General features: G+C 63.8%; 11 protein-coding genes and 1 pseudogene. 9 read left to right on the top strand and 3 right to left on the bottom strand.

Going from position 1 to position 17,675, the window contains the following annotated elements:
- The 9 genes from VIQ49_RS00275 to VIQ49_RS00315 form a co-directional block, all read left to right on the top strand.
- A partial coding sequence (locus VIQ49_RS00275) for an MCE family protein (protein WP_331879796.1) occupies positions 1-913 on the top strand: 913 nt, incomplete at its 5' end.
- Positions 913-2,223 (top strand): MCE family protein, encoded by a 1,311-nt coding sequence (locus VIQ49_RS00280; RefSeq protein ID WP_331879798.1) that lies wholly within the window; start codon positions 913-915, stop codon positions 2,221-2,223. The genes VIQ49_RS00275 and VIQ49_RS00280, both read left to right, overlap by 1 nt.
- Positions 2,220-3,461 carry an MCE family protein gene (locus tag VIQ49_RS00285; RefSeq protein WP_331879800.1) on the top strand — a complete coding sequence of 414 codons (1,242 nt, stop codon included), beginning with the start codon at positions 2,220-2,222 and terminating at the stop codon, positions 3,459-3,461. Before VIQ49_RS00280 ends, VIQ49_RS00285 begins: the two co-directional genes overlap by 4 nt.
- A gap of 33 nt (positions 3,462-3,494) precedes the next feature.
- Complete coding sequence (locus tag VIQ49_RS00290; protein ID WP_331879802.1) at positions 3,495-4,109, top strand: hypothetical protein; 615 nt, start codon at positions 3,495-3,497, stop codon at positions 4,107-4,109.
- A complete protein-coding gene (locus VIQ49_RS00295; RefSeq protein ID WP_331879804.1) occupies positions 4,109-4,816 on the top strand; it encodes a hypothetical protein in 708 nt (235 codons plus the stop codon). The genes VIQ49_RS00290 and VIQ49_RS00295 overlap by 1 nt, the downstream gene beginning before the upstream one ends.
- 539 nt (positions 4,817-5,355) lie before the next feature.
- Positions 5,356-8,844 (top strand): DNA-directed RNA polymerase subunit beta, encoded by a 3,489-nt coding sequence (locus VIQ49_RS00300; RefSeq protein WP_331879805.1) that lies wholly within the window; start codon positions 5,356-5,358, stop codon positions 8,842-8,844.
- A gap of 71 nt (positions 8,845-8,915) precedes the next feature.
- Positions 8,916-12,872, top strand: coding sequence for a DNA-directed RNA polymerase subunit beta' (locus VIQ49_RS00305; protein WP_331879806.1), 3,957 nt, complete (start codon positions 8,916-8,918; stop codon positions 12,870-12,872).
- A 644-nt stretch (positions 12,873-13,516) separates the two neighbouring features.
- Positions 13,517-13,807, top strand: coding sequence for a type IV toxin-antitoxin system AbiEi family antitoxin domain-containing protein (locus VIQ49_RS00310; protein ID WP_331879807.1), 291 nt, complete (start codon positions 13,517-13,519; stop codon positions 13,805-13,807).
- Between the two features lie 106 nt (positions 13,808-13,913).
- The gene (locus VIQ49_RS00315; RefSeq protein ID WP_331879808.1) at positions 13,914-14,483 is read left to right on the top strand and encodes a hypothetical protein; all 570 of its coding nucleotides are present in this window, start codon (positions 13,914-13,916) and stop codon (positions 14,481-14,483) included.
- Between the two features lie 108 nt (positions 14,484-14,591).
- Here VIQ49_RS00315 and VIQ49_RS00320 read toward each other — a convergent pair.
- The 3 genes and pseudogenes from VIQ49_RS00320 to VIQ49_RS00330 all read right to left on the bottom strand — a co-directional run bounded on the left by VIQ49_RS00320 (position 14,592) and on the right by VIQ49_RS00330 (position 17,447).
- Positions 14,592-15,706: pseudogene (locus VIQ49_RS00320) on the bottom strand (amidohydrolase family protein).
- 1 nt (position 15,707) lies between these two features.
- Entirely contained in the window at positions 15,708-17,021 is a 1,314-nt protein-coding gene (locus tag VIQ49_RS00325) for a glutamine synthetase family protein (RefSeq protein ID WP_331879809.1), read from the bottom strand.
- A 54-nt stretch (positions 17,022-17,075) separates the two neighbouring features.
- Entirely contained in the window at positions 17,076-17,447 is a 372-nt protein-coding gene (locus VIQ49_RS00330; protein WP_331879810.1) for a VOC family protein, read from the bottom strand.
- Between the last annotated feature and the right edge of the window lie 228 nt (positions 17,448-17,675).

The raw sequence follows: 17,675 nt of genomic DNA on the forward strand, positions 1-17,675 counted from the left end.
CCGCTACGTGCAGTTGACCCCGGTCTACATCGACGGCCCCAAGGCACCGAAGGACATCACCCTGCCCATCGAGAAGACGATGGTCCCGGTGGAGGTCGACGAGCTCTACGCCAGTGTCGAGAAGCTGTCGACCGCGCTGGGGCCTGAAGGCGCCAACAAGGACGGAGCCGTTTCCGAACTGGTGACGACCGGTGCCGAGAACCTCGCCGGCAACGGTGAGGCGCTGGGCGAGACGATCCAGGGGTTGTCGAAGGCGGCCAACACCCTGAGCGAGTCGCGCGGCAACATCGTCGACACCATCAAGAACCTCAACAGCTTTGTCGGGATGCTTGCCGAGAACGACGAGCAGGTGCGCACCTTCAACACGCAGATGGCATCGTTCAACACCTTCCTGGCCGGTGAACGAGACCAGCTCGGGACCGCCCTGGACAAGCTGTCGATCGCACTCGGTGACGTCGCCGGCTTCGTCCAGGACAACCGCGAGGCCCTCGGCGACGCGGTCGAAGGCCTGATCCCGACCACCCAGATGCTGGTGGACACGAAGCAATACCAGAAGGAAATCCTGGAAGTGCTCCCGTTGACCCTGTCGAACCTGGTCAACGCCTACAACGCGGAGTCGGGGACACTCGATCTGCATTTGACGCTGCCCGACCTGCAGAACCTGCTCGGCGCCCAGTGCGGATTCCTCGATCTGGGCAAGCTCAAGCCCGGTGATCCGGCCTTCGAGCAGTTCAGTTCCACCATCGGTCCGGTGGTCGAAGCGTGCAAGAGCGTTGCCGATCAGATCAACGATCATCTCCCGGCGAATCTGAATCTGCCGTTCGGCATCATGAGCAACGAGAATCTCCAAAATGCCGGACCGGTTCCGGGCACAGTGCCCGGAACGCCGGCACCGGGATTGGGTGACAACTGATGAGCCGGTGGAAGAAGGCGGGCGTTGCCGCGGTGATCGGGGCCGCGGTGATCGCGGTCGGTGGTTGCGGCAGTCAGGGGCTGCAGTCAGTCCCGCTTCCCGGCGGTGCGCCGCTCGGGGACAACCCGCGCACGTACAAACTCCAGTTCCTCGATGTCCTCGACCTCGTGCCGCAGTCGACGGTCAAGTTCAACGGCATTCAGGTCGGCCGGGTCCAGGAGATCAAGGTCGCGCCCGACCAGTGGACGGCCGAGGTCACCATAGAGGTGCAGGACCGCGTCGACCTCTCCGACGAGGCATTCGCGGAGATCCAGCAGACCAACCTGCTCGGCGAAAAGTATGTCGCGCTGGAGGATCCGAAGGAGAACGCTGATCTGCCCCGGCAGAATCCGAATGAGGTGATCGGCTGCCCGAGTGTCGGGGACGCCGAGTGCCGCACCCGGACCGCGACCGACATCGAGCAGGTTCTCGGTGCGTTGTCGCTGCTGCTGAACGGTGGCGGCGTAGCCCAGATCAAGCCGATCGTCGATGAGCTGAACCTCGCACTCGACGGCCGTCAGACCGAGGTCAAGGGACTGCTCAACGAAACCGCACAGCTGATCAGCGGCCTGGATGACCAGAAGAACAACATCGTCACCGCGCTCGAGGGTCTCGACGCGCTGTCGACCCGGGCCCGCGCCCAGACCGACCAGATCAATCGGGTGCTCGATGAGCTCCCGAAGGGCATCGCGGTTCTCGAGGAGCAACGGCCCCAGTTCGTGACGATGCTCGAGCAACTCGATCGTCTCGGTGAGGCCGGGGTCGCGGTTCTCGGAACCGCCCGCGATGAGATCATCACCGATCTCAAGGCTTTGCGGCCGGTGCTGCAGTCTCTGGCGCAGGCCGCGCCCGACCTGATCACCGCCTCGCCGCTGTTGTTCACCTATCCGTTCCCGGACAGCCTGCTGCCCGGCGTCATCGGTGATTCGACCAACCTGTTCGCCGACCTGGACCTGAGGCTGCTCAATCAGCTCGAAGCCCTCGGTGTCGGACAGGGCGAACCGGTGTACAGCCCGCCGAAGACCGGGCCCACACCGAGAATCGATCCGCAGAACCCGTACTACAACGGCAACGGACCGCGCCTGGGATGGCCGACCATCACGCTGCTCCCGCTACCCAACGCACAGCCGGGGCCGAACACGCCACCGTCGGGTGGGCAGTACGCGCTGATGCCGGCCGAACGCGGACAGCAGAGCTTCATCCAGGGACCACTGAATCTGATCGCCAACGCCAATGCCGGAACTGGACCAGCTGACGGAGGTGTCCGATGATCTCCAAGGTTGTGAAGTGGCAGCTCGTCATTTTTGTGGTCGTCGGGGTGGTGGCGCTGGTCTATGTCGGTGCCACGTATGCCCGGCTGGACCGGGTTGTCGGTGTCGGCTCGTACACGGTCAAGGCTGAATTCGCCGACTCCGGCGGCATTTTCACCAACGGCGAGGTGACCTACCGCGGTGTGCCGGTCGGACGTGTCGGACCGTTGACACTGCAACCGGACGGCGTCCAGGTCGAACTGGTCCTCGATTCCGGTGGCCCGGACATCCCCGAATCGGCCGTTGCCGTGGTTGCGAACCGCTCGGCGATCGGTGAGCAGTACGTCGATCTGCGGCCGAAGAACAGCTCGGGGCCGTATCTGAAGGAAGGGTCGGTCATCACGGACACGATGATCCCGGCCCCGCTGCAGGACGTGCTGAAGTCGGCGGTCGATTTCACCGAGTCGATCCCGGTGGATGATCTGCGGACCGTCGTGACGGAGTTGGGTAAGGCGTTCAACGGCAACGCCGACAACCTGGAGTCGTTGGTCGATTCACTGGCGAACCTGTCCGAGGCGGGCCTCGACAATCTTCCGCAGACGATTTCTCTGATCCAGAACAGCAACACCGTGCTCGGTACCCAGGCCGAGCAGTCGGACGAGATCCTGGCGTGGTCGCGCAATCTGGAACTGGTGACCGAGACGCTGCAGGCCTCTGATCCGGCCATCCGGCGGCTTCTGACGACCGGTACCGCAAGTGCCACCCAGATCTCGCAGCTGCTGCAGGACAGCGGCGGCGACCTCACCACGGTGGTCCACAACCTGGCCGAGACGGTCAATACGATCGCACCGACCTTCTACGGCATCAGCCCTGCTCTCGCGTTGCTCTCGGCGTTGTCGAGTGGCAGCTACAGCCCGGCGCCCGGCGACGGCACGATCCACTTCGGCATCGTGCTCGAGATCAACAATCCACCCGCGTGCACGGTGGGCTACGAGAGCACCCAGGCGATCATCGACGCGGAGAAGGCAAAGAACCCCGACTTCGACGTCAACTACGACGATTTCCCCTTCAATACCGAAGCGAGTTGCCAAGTGGCGCAGGGTAATCCGACTGGTGTGCGAAGCGCGGAACGGGCTCAGTTCGCTGATCCGAACACGCCTCAGCCGTGGGACAAGAACCCGAAGAAGATGCCGGACACCCTCAACCTGAATCCCATCGCGGAGCAGATGGCATTCCTGCTCGGTGTGCGTGAGAAGTGATGTGACAGCAACGATGTGTACCTTGGGCGGGCGATGACTACGACTACTGAGCCCGGCGGAACGCGACGATTCGGTTCGCGAGCGCTGTGGCTACGAGTTTGTGCTGCCCTCGCGGTGGTCGGCCTCGTGGCTGCGGTGGTGTGCGCCGGCATCTTCGGTTACCAGTGGTACGACGCCAAGTTCAATGTGGTGTCGACCCAGCAGGAACGTGATGACGCACTCGACGGTGCCGAACAGGTGATCCTGAACGTGACCAACATCGATCCGAACAATCTGACGGCGTTCCGCGAGCAGGTCGACTCGTCGTTGACCGGTGATGCCAAGTCGCAGATCACCGCCCAGGACTTCGAACAGCTGTCGCAAGGTGTGGCCGGCGCCAACGGGCAGGCCGCGACCGCGACTTCGGTCATCAAGCGCAGCGGGGTCGTCGAGTTCAACAACGACGAGAGCACCGCCAAGGTGCTCGTCTATGCGGATGTCACCAGCACGGCGGCCGATGCCAAGAAGACGGGTGTCAGCATGGGATTCTTGCTGGATGTGAAGAAGGTCGACGGCACGTGGAAGGCGTCGAACATCGTCCCGTTGGAGACGTTGATGCTCAACGATCCGGCGGCGGACAACAGCACCACCGGAACAGGGGGCAACTGATGACAGGCCCTCGTAAGCCCCCACGGCCCACTGCCCCGCGCGGAAAGATTCGTGTCGCCGGTAGTGGCCCATCGACCGGCCGCGTCCGTCCTGACGATGCCGACAGTGAGCAGGTCTCGCTGACGAAGCCGCGTAAGGACGACGATTCGAAGCCGCAGAAAGCGAAGACCGATTCGTCCACAGAGGTTGACTCCTCGACGCAGACAGGCTTCTTGACCTGGTCGAAAGTGCTGATCGTGGCCGCGGTTGCTGTGGTTGTCGGGATCTTCGCTGTCGTCGCGGCGTTCAAGCCCGGTGCTGAGCCGCAGGAGAACATGGCGTTCGTCAATGCCTCGGCAACCAATGAACTCAAGGCCCAGACCGGTGATCAGCTGTGCAAGGTGATCGCCATCAACCCCGACGATCTCGATGGCTGGGCCAACAGCGCGCAGTCGGCTCTGCGGGGTGAGGCGTTGAAGAACTTCAACGATTACCTGCCCACGCAACGTGATCTGGCCACGCAGTCCGGGCAGGGAGCCGAGTGCAAGATCGACACGATCGCGGTGACGTCCCAGACCGGTGACACTGCTTCGGCGCTGGCAATCCTGATCGTGAGCTCGACCCAGCAGGGCGTCGCACTGCCGAACGGCTCAGGTCAGGTTCGTTTCGACGTCGGTCTGCAGAAGGTGGGCGACCAGTGGATGATCAGTCGCATCTCTGATTTCTGACCTCGGCAACTGCTCGTTGCCGATAGGCCGGCGTTGATCACCGCCGACTTCGGCGATTCGACACGCAACACGTCATCGGTCCTCGCGTTGGTGGCCGATTTCGGCCTGCCCAGGTGTGGTCGCCGCCGCTCCGCCTGGGTGATTCGGATGCGACGGTCATCACAACCATGATCGTCTGCGGAATCCGAGGGTGTTGTGGTCTCGGGCGGACCAGGCCAGCGCGTACCGCCGGGCCGCAGGAGGTGGACGGTCAGTGGTTGATCAGCCGCAACTGGAGATTTTCAACCTCGAAAACTGCGCGTTCCTCTTGACGCGGGGCCGACTTGGTTGCAGTCTGTTCGCAGTAACCAAATGAGGTTGTTTACGTGCGCCCATTTTCTGGTACAGTTGGACGTTGCGCTGGCTGCGTCCTGTCCACCTCACGATTTCACCTTCCGACCACAGAGCTTGTGGCGTCCTGGGTGATCGCCGTTGATCAGGCCGAACAGCAGCGAACACCACTAGGGCACAACGAGTAATTCGTGTTGGAAGGACATATCTTGGCAGTCTCCCGCCAGTCCACCTCAACCATTCCAGGTGCGCCGCGGCGCGCCTCTTTCGCAAAGATCAGCGAGCCACTGGAAGTACCCGGACTGCTTGATGTGCAGCTCGAGTCCTTTGAGTGGTTGGTTGGTTCCGCGGAATGGCGTGAGCGCGCTGCTTCTCGCGGCGTTGGAAACCCCACCGGCGGCCTGGAGGACATCCTCGCCGAACTGTCCCCGATCGAGGACTTCTCCGGTTCCATGTCGCTGTCTTTCTCCGACCCGCGTTTCGACGAGGTCAAGGCCTCTGTCGCGGAGTGCAAAGACAAAGACATGACCTACGCGGCTCCGCTGTTCGTCACCGCTGAGTTCATCAACAACAACACCGGCGAGATCAAGTCCCAGACCGTGTTCATGGGCGATTTCCCGATCATGACCGACAAGGGCAGCTTCGTCATCAACGGCACCGAGCGTGTCGTCGTCAGCCAGCTGGTCCGTAGCCCCGGCGTCTACTTCGATGCGAGCATCGACAAGGCCACCGAGAAGACCCTGCACAGCGTCAAGGTCATCCCGGGCCGTGGTGCCTGGCTCGAGTTCGACATCGACAAGCGCGACACCGTCGGCGTCCGTATCGACCGCAAGCGCCGCCAGTCGGTCACCGTGCTGCTCAAGGCGCTCGGATGGACCAAGGAGCAGATCGAGGAGCGCTTCGGCTTCTCCGAGATCATGATGTCGACGCTGGAGAAGGACAACACCGCCGGCACCGACGAAGCCCTCCTCGAGGTCTACCGCAAGCTGCGTCCGGGCGAGCCGCCCACCAAGGAGTCCGCGCAGACCCTGCTGGAGAACCTGTTCTTCAAGGAGAAGCGTTACGACCTGGCCAAGGTCGGCCGTTACAAGGTCAACAAGAAGCTCGGCCTGGTCGAGAACCCGATGGCCGGCGCTCCCGTGCTGACCGAAGAGGACATCGTCGCCACCGTCGAGTACCTGGTGCGTCTGCACGAGGCCGACCCCAACGTCACCAGCACGATGACCGTGCCCGGTGGTGTCGAGGTCCCGGTCGAGGTCGACGACATCGACCACTTCGGTAACCGTCGCCTGCGTACCGTCGGCGAGCTGATCCAGAACCAGATCCGCGTGGGCCTGTCCCGCATGGAGCGTGTGGTCCGCGAGCGCATGACGACTCAGGACGTCGAGGCGATCACGCCGCAGACCCTGATCAACATCCGTCCCGTGGTCGCTGCCATCAAGGAGTTCTTCGGAACCTCGCAGCTGTCGCAGTTCATGGACCAGAACAACCCGCTGTCGGGTCTGACCCACAAGCGCCGTCTGTCGGCGTTGGGCCCCGGTGGTCTGTCGCGTGAGCGTGCCGGACTCGAAGTCCGTGACGTCCACCCGTCGCACTACGGCCGTATGTGCCCGATCGAGACCCCGGAAGGCCCGAACATCGGCCTGATCGGTTCGCTGTCGGTGTACGCACGGGTCAATCCGTTCGGCTTCATCGAGACCCCGTACCGCAAGGTCACCGACGGTGTCGTCACCGACGAGATCCAGTACATGACCGCTGATGAAGAGGATCGCTTCCTCATCGGACAGGCCAACACCAACTTCGATGGCAACGGCGTCATCACGGATGAGCGCGTTCTCGTCCGTAAGAAGGGTGCCGAGGTCGAGTTCGTGACGTCAGCACAGGTCGAGTACCTCGACGTCAGCCCGCGGCAGATGGTGTCCGTGGCCACGGCCATGATCCCGTTCCTCGAGCACGACGACGCCAACCGCGCCCTGATGGGTGCCAACATGCAGCGTCAGGCGGTGCCGCTGGTTCGCAGCGAGTCGCCGCTGGTCGGTACCGGTATGGAACTCCGTGCCGCGGTCGACGCCGGTGACGTGATCATCAACGGCAAGGCCGGTGTGGTCGAAGAGGTCTCCGCCGACTACATCACCGTGATGGCCGACGACGGCACTCGCGACACCTTCCAGATGCGCAAGTTCGCCCGCTCGAACCAGGGCACCTGCGCCAACCAGCGTCCGATCGTGGACGAGGGTCAGCGCGTCGAGGTCGGACAGGTCCTCGCGGACGGTCCGTGCACCGACAACGGTGAGATGGCCCTCGGAAAGAACCTCCTCGTGGCGATCATGCCGTGGGAAGGCCACAACTACGAGGACGCGATCATCCTGAGCCAGCGTCTCGTCGAAGAGGACGTGCTCACCTCGATTCACATCGAAGAGCACGAACTCGACGCCCGCGACACCAAGCTCGGTGCCGAGGAGATCACCCGGGACATCCCGAACGTCTCCGATGAGGTGCTCGCCGATCTCGACGAGCGCGGCATCATCCGCATCGGTGCCGAGGTTCGCGACGGCGACATCCTGGTCGGAAAGGTCACGCCGAAGGGCGAGACCGAACTGACCCCGGAAGAGCGCCTGCTGCGCGCGATCTTCGGTGAGAAGGCTCGCGAAGTTCGCGACACCTCGCTCAAGGTTCCGCACGGTGAGACCGGCAAGGTCATCGGCATCCGCGTCTTCTCGCGTGATGACGACGACGATCTGCCTCCCGGTGTCAATGAGCTGGTCCGGGTGTACGTGGCCCAGAAGCGCAAGATCCAGGACGGCGACAAGCTCGCCGGCCGCCACGGCAACAAGGGCGTCATCGGCAAGATCCTGCCCGCCGAGGACATGCCCTTCCTGCCCGACGGCACCCCGGTCGACATCATCCTGAACACCCACGGTGTTCCGCGTCGTATGAACATCGGTCAGATTCTGGAGACCCACCTCGGGTGGATCGCCAAGACCGGCTGGAACATCAACGTGGCGGAGGGCGTGCCCGAATGGGCGTCGCGTCTTCCCGAGGACATGCTGTCGGTCGAGGCCAACACCAACACCGCCACCCCGGTGTTCGACGGTGCTCGCGAAGAGGAACTGACGGGCCTGCTGGCCTCGACGCTCCCGAACCGCGACGGCGAGGTGATGGTCAACGCAGACGGCAAGGCGACGCTGTTCGACGGTCGTAGTGGCGAGCCGTTCCCGTACCCGGTCTCGGTCGGTTACATGTACATCATCAAGCTGCACCACTTGGTCGACGACAAGATCCACGCGCGTTCGACCGGACCGTACTCGATGATCACCCAGCAGCCGCTCGGTGGTAAGGCGCAGTTCGGTGGTCAGCGTTTCGGCGAGATGGAGTGCTGGGCCATGCAGGCCTACGGTGCGGCGTACACGCTGCAGGAGCTTCTGACCATCAAGTCGGACGACGTTGTCGGCCGCGTGAAGGTCTACGAAGCGATCGTCAAGGGCGAGAACATCCCGGAACCGGGTATACCCGAGTCGTTCAAGGTGCTGCTGAAGGAACTTCAGTCGCTGTGCCTGAACGTCGAGGTACTCAGCTCCGATGGTGCCGCCATCGAGATGCGTGACGGCGACGACGAGGACTTGGAGCGGGCTGCGGCCAACCTGGGTATCAACCTCTCGCGCAATGAAGCTGCCACCGTCGACGACCTGGCCAACTGATCACCCAGCTTTTTCTGCTCGTGGCCTCGGCCACGAACGGGCTGACTATTTGAGCTACTGAAAGGTAAATAGTGCTCGACGTCAACTTTTTCGATGAACTGAAGATTGGCCTGGCCACCGCCGACGACATCCACAACTGGTCGTTCGGTGAGGTCAAAAAGCCGGAGACGATCAACTACCGCACGCTCAAGCCAGAGAAGGACGGCTTGTTCTGCGAGAAGATCTTCGGTCCCACCCGGGACTGGGAGTGCTACTGCGGCAAGTACAAGCGTGTCCGCTTCAAGGGCATCATCTGTGAGCGCTGCGGCGTCGAGGTGACTCGCGCCAAAGTGCGTCGTGAGCGGATGGGCCACATCGAGCTGGCCGCACCGGTCACCCACATCTGGTACTTCAAGGGTGTGCCGAGCCGGTTGGGCTACCTGCTCGACCTGGCGCCGAAGGATCTCGAGAAGATCATCTACTTCGCCGCCTACGTCATCACCGCTGTCGACGACGAAATGCGTCACAACGAGAAGTCCACCCTCGAGGCCGAGATGGAGGTCGAGAAGAAGGGTGTCGCCGACGCCCGTGACTCCGACCTCGAAGAGCGCGCCAAGAAGCTCGAAGAGGACCTGGCAGAGCTGGAGCGCGAAGGCGCCAAGGCCGATGCCCGCCGCAAGGTGAAGGATGCCGGCGAGCGCGAGATGCGCCGTATCCGTGACACCGCGCAGCGCGCCCTCGACGATCTCGAAGAGATCTGGGACAAGTTCGTCAAGCTTGCTCCCAAGCAGATGATCATCGACGAGAAGCTCTACCGCGAGATCCAGGACCGCTACGGCGAGTACTTCACCGGAGCCATGGGTGCCGAGGCCATCAAGCGTCTGCTCGAGGACTTCGACATCGCGGCCGAGGCCGAGATCCTGCGCGACACGATTCGCAACGGCAAGGGCCAGAAGAAGCTTCGCGCCCTGAAGCGTCTGAAGGTCGTCGCCGCGTTCCACCGGTCGGGCAACTCGCCGCTGGGCATGGTTCTCGACGCCGTGCCGGTGATCCCGCCGGAGCTGCGTCCGATGGTGCAGCTCGACGGTGGCCGCTTCGCGACCTCCGACTTGAACGACCTGTACCGCCGCGTGATCAACCGCAACAACCGCCTCAAGCGACTGATCGATCTGGGTGCGCCCGAGATCATCGTCAACAACGAGAAGCGGATGCTGCAGGAGTCAGTCGACGCACTGTTCGACAACGGCCGTCGTGGCCGTCCGGTCACCGGACCGGGTAACCGCCCGCTGAAGTCCCTGAGCGATCTGCTCAAGGGCAAGCAGGGTCGTTTCCGTCAGAACCTGCTCGGCAAGCGCGTCGACTACTCGGGCCGTTCGGTCATCGTCGTCGGCCCGCAGCTCAAGCTGCACCAGTGTGGTCTGCCCAAGCTGATGGCTCTCGAGCTGTTCAAGCCGTTCGTGATGAAGCGGCTCGTCGACCTGAACCAGGCGCAGAACATCAAGTCCGCCAAGCGGATGGTCGAGCGTCAGCGCCCGGCCGTGTGGGACGTCCTCGAAGAGGTCATCGCCGAGCACCCGGTTCTGCTGAACCGTGCGCCGACGCTGCACCGTCTGGGCATCCAGGCATTCGAGCCCCAGCTGGTGGAGGGTAAGGCCATCCAGCTGCACCCGCTCGTGTGTGAGGCCTTCAACGCCGACTTCGACGGTGACCAGATGGCAGTTCACCTGCCGCTGTCCGCCGAGGCGCAGGCCGAGGCCCGCATCCTGATGCTGTCGTCGAACAACATCCTGTCGCCGGCCTCGGGCCGACCGCTGGCCATGCCCCGTCTGGACATGGTGACCGGTCTGTTCCACCTGACGACGCTCAAGGATCAGGCTATCGGTGCTTACACGGCATCGACGGGCGACGACGTCGAGCGCGGCGTGTACTCCACGCCGTCCGAGGCTCAGATGGCAGTCGATCGTGGCGTGCTCAGTGTTCAGGCTCCGATCAAGGTCCGGCTGACGCATCAGCGTCCGACCCGGGCGATCGAGCTGGAGCAGTTCCCCGAGGGCTGGAAGTTCGGTACCCCGTGGACCATCGAGACCACTCTGGGTCGGGTGCTGTTCAACGAGCTGCTGCCGAACGACTACCCGTTTGTCAACGAGCAGATGCCGAAGAAGCGTCAGGCCACGATCATCAACGACATGGCCGAGCGCTACCCGATGATCGTTGTCGCGCAGACCGTCGACAAGCTCAAGGATGCCGGTTTCTACTGGGCCACCCGCTCGGGTGTCACCATCGCGATGTCCGACGTGCTCGTGTCGCCGGACAAGGCTGCGATCCTCGACAAGTACGAGGATCGGGCCGATGGTCTGGAGCGCAAGTTCCAGCGTGGTGCCCTGACCGCTGCCGAGCGTCGTGACGCTCTGGTGGAGATCTGGAAGCAGGCCACCGAAGAGGTGGGCGCCGACATGGAGGCGCACTACCCCGACGACAACCCGATTCCGATGATCGTGCAGTCCGGTGCCGCGGGCAACATGACCCAGATCCGCTCGCTTGCGGGCATGAAGGGTCTGGTGACGAACCCGAAGGGTGAGTTCATCCCGCGTCCGATCAAGTCCTCGTTCCGCGAGGGTCTGACCGTTGCCGAGTACTTCATCAACACGCACGGCGCCCGTAAGGGTCTTGCCGACACCGCGCTTCGTACCGCTGACTCGGGTTACCTGACCCGTCGTCTGGTGGACGTGTCGCAGGACGTCATCGTGCGTGAGACCGACTGTGGCACGGAGCGTGGCATCAACACGATCATCGCCGAGAAGCAGGCCGACGGCTCGCTCATCCGCGACGCTCACGTCGAAACGTCAACGTTCGCAAGGACATTGGCCACCGACGCGGTCGACGCGAGTGGCAAGGTCATCATCGAGCGCGGATTCGATCTCGGTGATCCCGCGATCGAGGCTCTGCTCGAGGCCGGCATCTCGCAGGTCAAGGTCCGTTCGGTCCTGACCTGTGCCACCGGCACCGGCGTCTGCGCCACCTGCTACGGACGGTCGATGGCCACCGGCAAGCTCGTCGACATCGGCGAGGCCGTCGGTATCGTCGCGGCCCAGTCGATCGGTGAGCCCGGAACCCAGCTGACCATGCGTACGTTCCACCAGGGTGGTGTCGGTGACGACATCACGGGCGGCCTGCCGCGTGTTCAGGAGCTGTTCGAGGCCCGTGTCCCCAAGGGCAAGGCCCCGATCGCCGAGGTCTCCGGACGCATCCGTCTCGAGGATGATGATCGCTTCTACAAGATGACGATCATCCCGGACGACGGCTCGGAAGAGGTTGTCTACGACAAGATCTCGAAGCGTCAGCGTCTGCGTGTGTTCAAGCATGACGACGGCAGTGAGCGTCTGCTCGCCGACGGCGATCATGTGGAGGTCGGCCAGCAGCTCATGGAAGGTGCTGCCGATCCGCACGAGGTGCTGCGTGTCATGGGTCCCCGTCAGGTGCAGGTCCACCTGGTCAACGAGGTCCAAGAGGTCTACCGGAGCCAGGGTGTGTCGATCCACGACAAGCACATCGAGACGATTGTTCGTCAGATGCTGCGTCGCGTGACGATCATCGATTCCGGTGCCACCGAGTTCCTGCCCGGTTCGCTCACCGAGCGCGCCGACTTCGAGGCGGCCAACCGTCGCGTCGTCGCCGAGGGTGGCGAGCCCGCGGCCGGACGTCCGGTGCTCATGGGTATCACCAAGGCATCGCTCGCAACCGAGTCGTGGTTGTCGGCGGCGTCGTTCCAGGAGACCACTCGCGTGCTCACCGATGCGGCCATCAACAGCCGTAGCGACAAGCTCGTCGGTCTCAAGGAGAACGTGATCATCGGTAAGCTCATCCCGGCCGGAACCGGTATCAACCGGTACCGGAACATCCAGGTGCAGCCCACCGAGGAAGCGCGTGCAGCTGCGTACGCGGTGCCGTCTTACGACGACACCTACTACAGCCCGGACGGCACCTTCGGTGCCCCGTCGGGTGCGGCTGTCCCGCTGGACGATTACGGCTTCAGCAGCGACTACCGCTAAGCGCCAAACCACAAGGCGGGCATCCCTTTCGAGGGGTGCCCGCCTTGTGCGTTCCCGGCCCGCTGCCCGCCACCGCCCCCCGCACCCGGGCCCCCGGCCCCGCACCCCGCACCCCAAATTCGCTCCGCCTGCCGACGTACGCTCCTGTTGCGATAGGAGCGAACGCAGGTAAGCGGCGCGAATTTCGGTGTCAGGTGGGGCCATCAGACCCAAGCGTGGCTGTTGCCCATGAAGGTGTGCACAAATCCGCAGTTCTCACAGATAGCGCCATCGGCTGTGGCGTTGGCCCAGTCCCAACCCATGAAGGTCATTCCGCTCGTGTTCATCATGATTTCCCGATGGAAGAAGCTGGTCCCGGTCTGACAGACAATGCATGTCAGAGGTTTGCCATGAACCGTCACGCCGTATGCCACTGGTTTCTTCGCCATGAGTATTCGACGTTTGCCGACCCGAAATGGCTCCACCACCCGGCGCTCTCCAGAATTCGCTCCGCTTACCGACGTACGATCCGGTTGCAATAGGAGCGCACGCAGGTAGGCGGAGCGAATTTGGTTTGTCCCCAGTGCGGGATTCTGTCCACAGGGCGGACGTGAATCCACTTTCCGGGAGCGATTCTTGTCGGTGATGAATCCGATGGTCGTCGCATGAGCGAACCCACCATCGAAGATCCGAACCTCGTCCGTCGTCGGGATGCACTGCAGATCGGCGAACTCGACCGGCAGCTGGCCACCCGCGTCAAGGCAGGCCAACTGCGCCGTCTCTACCGCGGCTTCTACACATTCACCTCAGATCTCGAGCAGCTCGACACGTATGCCCGCGAGCAGGAGATCTACCGACGCCAGGTCCTCGCTGCTGCCGACAACGGGGAACAGGACAAGGCCATCAGCCATTGGTCGGCGGCAGCGCTGCATGGACTGCCACTCCTCGACGGGTGACCGGACGCGAGTTCACTTCACCGCCAACCGAATCGGGGGAGGGCGACGTAGGGGTCGTGCATGTGTGCTCCACGGCTCGACATGGGAACCCGACGAGGTGGTGATGATGGACGGGTTCCTCGTCACCTCACGGGCGCGAACGGCGATCGACGTCGCGCGGTCCGGGACCTTCTTCCAGGCAGTGTGCGTGCTCGATGGAGCGATGCACGCAGGGGTGCCGCGATCCGAGCTCGAGAGCGTCTTGCGCCGAAGCGTAGGCCGGACCGGCGTGGCGACCGCCCGGGCTGCACTCGCCGTGGCCGACGGGAAGTCCGAGAGCATCGGCGAATCCCTGTCCCGCGTCCTGATGTTGAGCTTCGGGGACATCCCGACGCCGCGTCTGCAGCAGCGGTTCCTGAACTCTGCCGGTGACTTTCTGGGCCGGACGGACTTCGATTGGGACGGCGTGGTGGTCGGTGAGTTCGACGGATATGCCAAGTACATCCGGTACCTCCGTCCGGGCGAGACCACCGAGCAAGCGTACGAGCGCGAGAAATGGCGGGAACAACGTCTGATTCGCGAGGGTGGCGTCGCCGTTGTCGTGCGCTGGAACTGGAAAGACCTGGTGCAGCCCGAACGTCTGCGCGCAGTCCTGGTGCAGGCACTACGGACCCATGGCCTGATGGCCGCCGCCTAGCCCCAAATTCGCTCCGCCTGCGTGCACACGCTCCTGTTGCAACAGGAGCACACGGAGGCAAGCGGAGCGAATTTGGGATTGGGGTTGCGGGAGGGGAGGACGGGTGGGTCAGGGGAGTTGGTAGATGCGGGCGGCGTTGCGGTGGGCGATCTGGTCGACGACCCTGATGGCGTCGGGTGTGGTCCATTCGTCGGCGTCGACGAAGCCTTGCAGTGCCTCGTGGATTCCGTTGCGCCACAACCTCGCACCGAGATAGTGCAGTTCGGGTGGGCCGTAGCCGTCGGAGGAGTAGAGGATCTTGCGGAAGGGGGCGAGCTCCAGCAGTGATGCGATGAATGGCGCCGAGCGGGCACCGAGATAGTTGATGGCGAGACCGCCGTCGAGATAGACGTTGTTGAAAGCCTGTGCGAGATAGCCGGCTTCGTGCTCGTACGGGTAGCAGTGGAGCAATGTGATGGGTGTTTCGCCGGACGAACGGAGAAAATCGAGCAGCAGCATCGGGTTCGTCTTGTGCAGATCGCAGTCCCGATCACCGAATCCGACGTGGAACTGCAGGGGCTTGCCCACCCGCAACGCCTGATGGAGTCCGAAACGGAGTAGTACGCGGTCGGTCAGCCGGGTGCCGCCGGCATCGCGCCACCGTGCCGATGCCGCCTTGACCTCGGCGGCCGTGGGTTTGGACAGATCGCCCTCGAATCCACCGCGGTACGCCAGGATCGACTTCGTTCCCACCGCCGTCACCGAGCGGGCGGCGAGGATCTCGGCGAAGGTGTCGGCGTAGTCACCATCGGCCGCGGCTGCCTCCTCCGCGAGGGATTCCAGCCGGATCACCTCGTGCGCCCGGTACCGGACAGCTCGGCCACCTCGGCCGGAGCCGCGACCCCGTCGGCGAAGCCGGTCTCGATCAGCCAGTCACTGATCCCAGCGGCGCGGAGGAGGCGTCGAGCGACCTCATCGTCGCCCAGCGAGATTCGGTGATCCCAGTATTCGTCCGGGTCAGCATGTTTCGGGAGTCCGAGGATCGGCGCGCAGTGGGCGCGGATCGCGAAGCCGAGCTGGGTGTCGAAGGCACTGTCGAAATCGGCGATCGGCTCGGTGTTGGCCTCGTTGAGTCCGTTTTCGAATCGGGTGCGGTCACCGGCGGTGACCCAGTATCCGTGCGCGTGGTGGTCGACGAGTTGCACCTGCTCGATGTGCTCACCGAGTGCCGAGTGCGGCGTCACGTCATACGCTCCATGCCATCCGGAAGCGGTCGGTCAACGCCTCGGGTGCGAGGTCGCCGAAGTTCGCGTTCTCATAGCGGCGTACGGAGAGGATGGCGTCGACGGCCTGGTCACCGAGGGCGGTCCGCAACCGGGCCGACCCGTCGAGCGCGTCGATGGCCGATAGCTGATCGGACGGCAGCAGCACCGTGCCCGCGGCGGCGCGGGCCTCCTCGGTGAGGGATGCCGGGTCGACCGTGGTCTCCGGAGGCAACGCGGATTCTCGTTCGAGCCCGTCCAGCGCGAGTGCCAGGACGGCCGCCGACGCGAAGTAGGGGTTTGCCGACGGGTCGATGACTTTGACTTCGACGTTGGCGCCGTGCGGCTTTCCCGGTCCGGCGGGAAGAAAGCGGATGGCGGCCTCACGGTTTTCGGTGCCCCAACAGGCGTATGCGCCCGCCCAGTGGCCGGGCTTCATGCGCAGTCCGGAGACGACGGATCCGCACAGTACCGCCTGGGCTTGCGGCAGACCGTCGACGAGGCCGGCCACCACGTGCTGCCCGCGTCGTGTCATCCCCGACGGTCCGTTGCCACCCTCGAACAGTGAACCGGACTCGTCGGACAGCGAGAAGTGCTGGTGTGCACCCGAGCCCACCGTGCCCGCGAATGGGACCGGGGAGAAGCTGACGCGCAGACCGTGTTTGCGGGCGGTCCGGCCGAGCACCAATCTGGCCAGCACCAGCTGATCGGCTGCCGCCACCGGCGATCGCGGGGTCAGCGACAACTCGAACTGGTTGGGTCCGTACTCGGGATGGAATTGTTCGATGCCGATTCCGGCGAGACCGGCTGAGGTGGTCACGTCGCGGATGAAGGTCTCGTGTTCGAGGACCCCGGCCAGGCCATACTGCGCCCACAACGCGGACGGCAACCGGTCGCCGTCCGGTCCCACCAGGAAGAACTCGATCTCGTGCCCGATCCGGGCGGTCAATCCGGCATCGGCCAGGCGGTGCTCGAACAGACGCAGAGTGCCGCGACTACAGCTGGGAACGGGCCGGGTCTGCTGGTCGTAGAACGAGCCGGGCACCCATGCGATCCCGTCGCCAAGGGTCCGCAACGCGTCGTGGTCGGCCCGGATCCGGTGATCGCCGACGACACCGATGTCGTTGTTGAAGGCGATCCCGACCTGGTCGATGGCGAAGCCGTGCCAACTGGGACTCGCCCCGAAACCGGCCTCGCAGAACGCCATCAGGCGCGACGCCGGGATCGTCTTGGCGAGGATGAGGCCGGCCGGATTGACGATGGTGCCTATGACGAAGTCATATGCGAAAGCTGCCATGCACTCAGTTTGCGCCGGACATCACCCGCGCCGCGTGGAAAAGGCCAGACGGGATCAGGCGTAGCGGTAGGGCATGTACTGCACGGCCCAGTGGTTGCCGTCGGGGTCGTCGAAGTAGACGAAGTGGCCCCAGGCCTGAACGTCGATCTCACCGGGGTCGACACCGACGGATAGCAGGTGGTCCCGGGCCTCGTCGATGTTCGAGACGCAGATCTGCAGGCCTTTCACCGACCCGGGTTCGGAGTCGGTGAGACCTTTGCCGAAGGCGATCGAGCAGGCCGACCCGGGCGGGGTGACCTGTACGAATCGGATGTCGTCGGAGACGACGTGGTCGTGGTCGACGTTGAAGCCGAGCTTCTGGTAGAAGTCCTTGGCGCGATCGACGTCGGTGACGGGCAAGATGACGAGTTCGAGTGTCCAGTCCATGGTGTTCCTCCTGATCGGCTGACTTGATGTTGCGAGAACATCATCGCAGCGATTGCGGACAGTTGTGGTCCTCAATGTTCGCCGCGGCACAAATCGGGTAGTCCCGTCGCATGGACAGCACCGAGTTACTGATCATCGGCAGCGGGCCCGGAGCCGTCTCGGCGGCCGAGAGCTACCGCGACAACGGCGGGCTCGGACCAGTCCTGATCGTCACGGCCGACAACGATC

It is taken from the genome of Williamsia sp. (assembly GCF_036566845.1).
Classification (GTDB): Bacteria; Actinomycetota; Actinomycetes; order Mycobacteriales; family Mycobacteriaceae; genus Williamsia.

Excerpts from the sequence above, each read along its gene's own strand:
- VIQ49_RS00280 (WP_331879798.1), top strand. The coding sequence starts at position 913 with ATGAGCCGGTGGAAGAAGGCGGGCGTTGCCGCGGTGATCGGGGCCGCG.
- VIQ49_RS00285 (WP_331879800.1), top strand. The coding sequence starts at position 2,220 with ATGATCTCCAAGGTTGTGAAGTGGCAGCTCGTCATTTTTGTGGTCGTC.
- VIQ49_RS00290 (WP_331879802.1), top strand. The coding sequence starts at position 3,495 with ATGACTACGACTACTGAGCCCGGCGGAACGCGACGATTCGGTTCGCGA.
- VIQ49_RS00295 (WP_331879804.1), top strand. The coding sequence starts at position 4,109 with ATGACAGGCCCTCGTAAGCCCCCACGGCCCACTGCCCCGCGCGGAAAG.
- VIQ49_RS00310 (WP_331879807.1), top strand. The coding sequence starts at position 13,517 with ATGAGCGAACCCACCATCGAAGATCCGAACCTCGTCCGTCGTCGGGAT.
- VIQ49_RS00315 (WP_331879808.1), top strand. The coding sequence starts at position 13,914 with ATGGACGGGTTCCTCGTCACCTCACGGGCGCGAACGGCGATCGACGTC.
- VIQ49_RS00325 (WP_331879809.1), bottom strand. The coding sequence starts at position 17,021 with ATGGCAGCTTTCGCATATGACTTCGTCATAGGCACCATCGTCAATCCG.
- VIQ49_RS00330 (WP_331879810.1), bottom strand. The coding sequence starts at position 17,447 with ATGGACTGGACACTCGAACTCGTCATCTTGCCCGTCACCGACGTCGAT.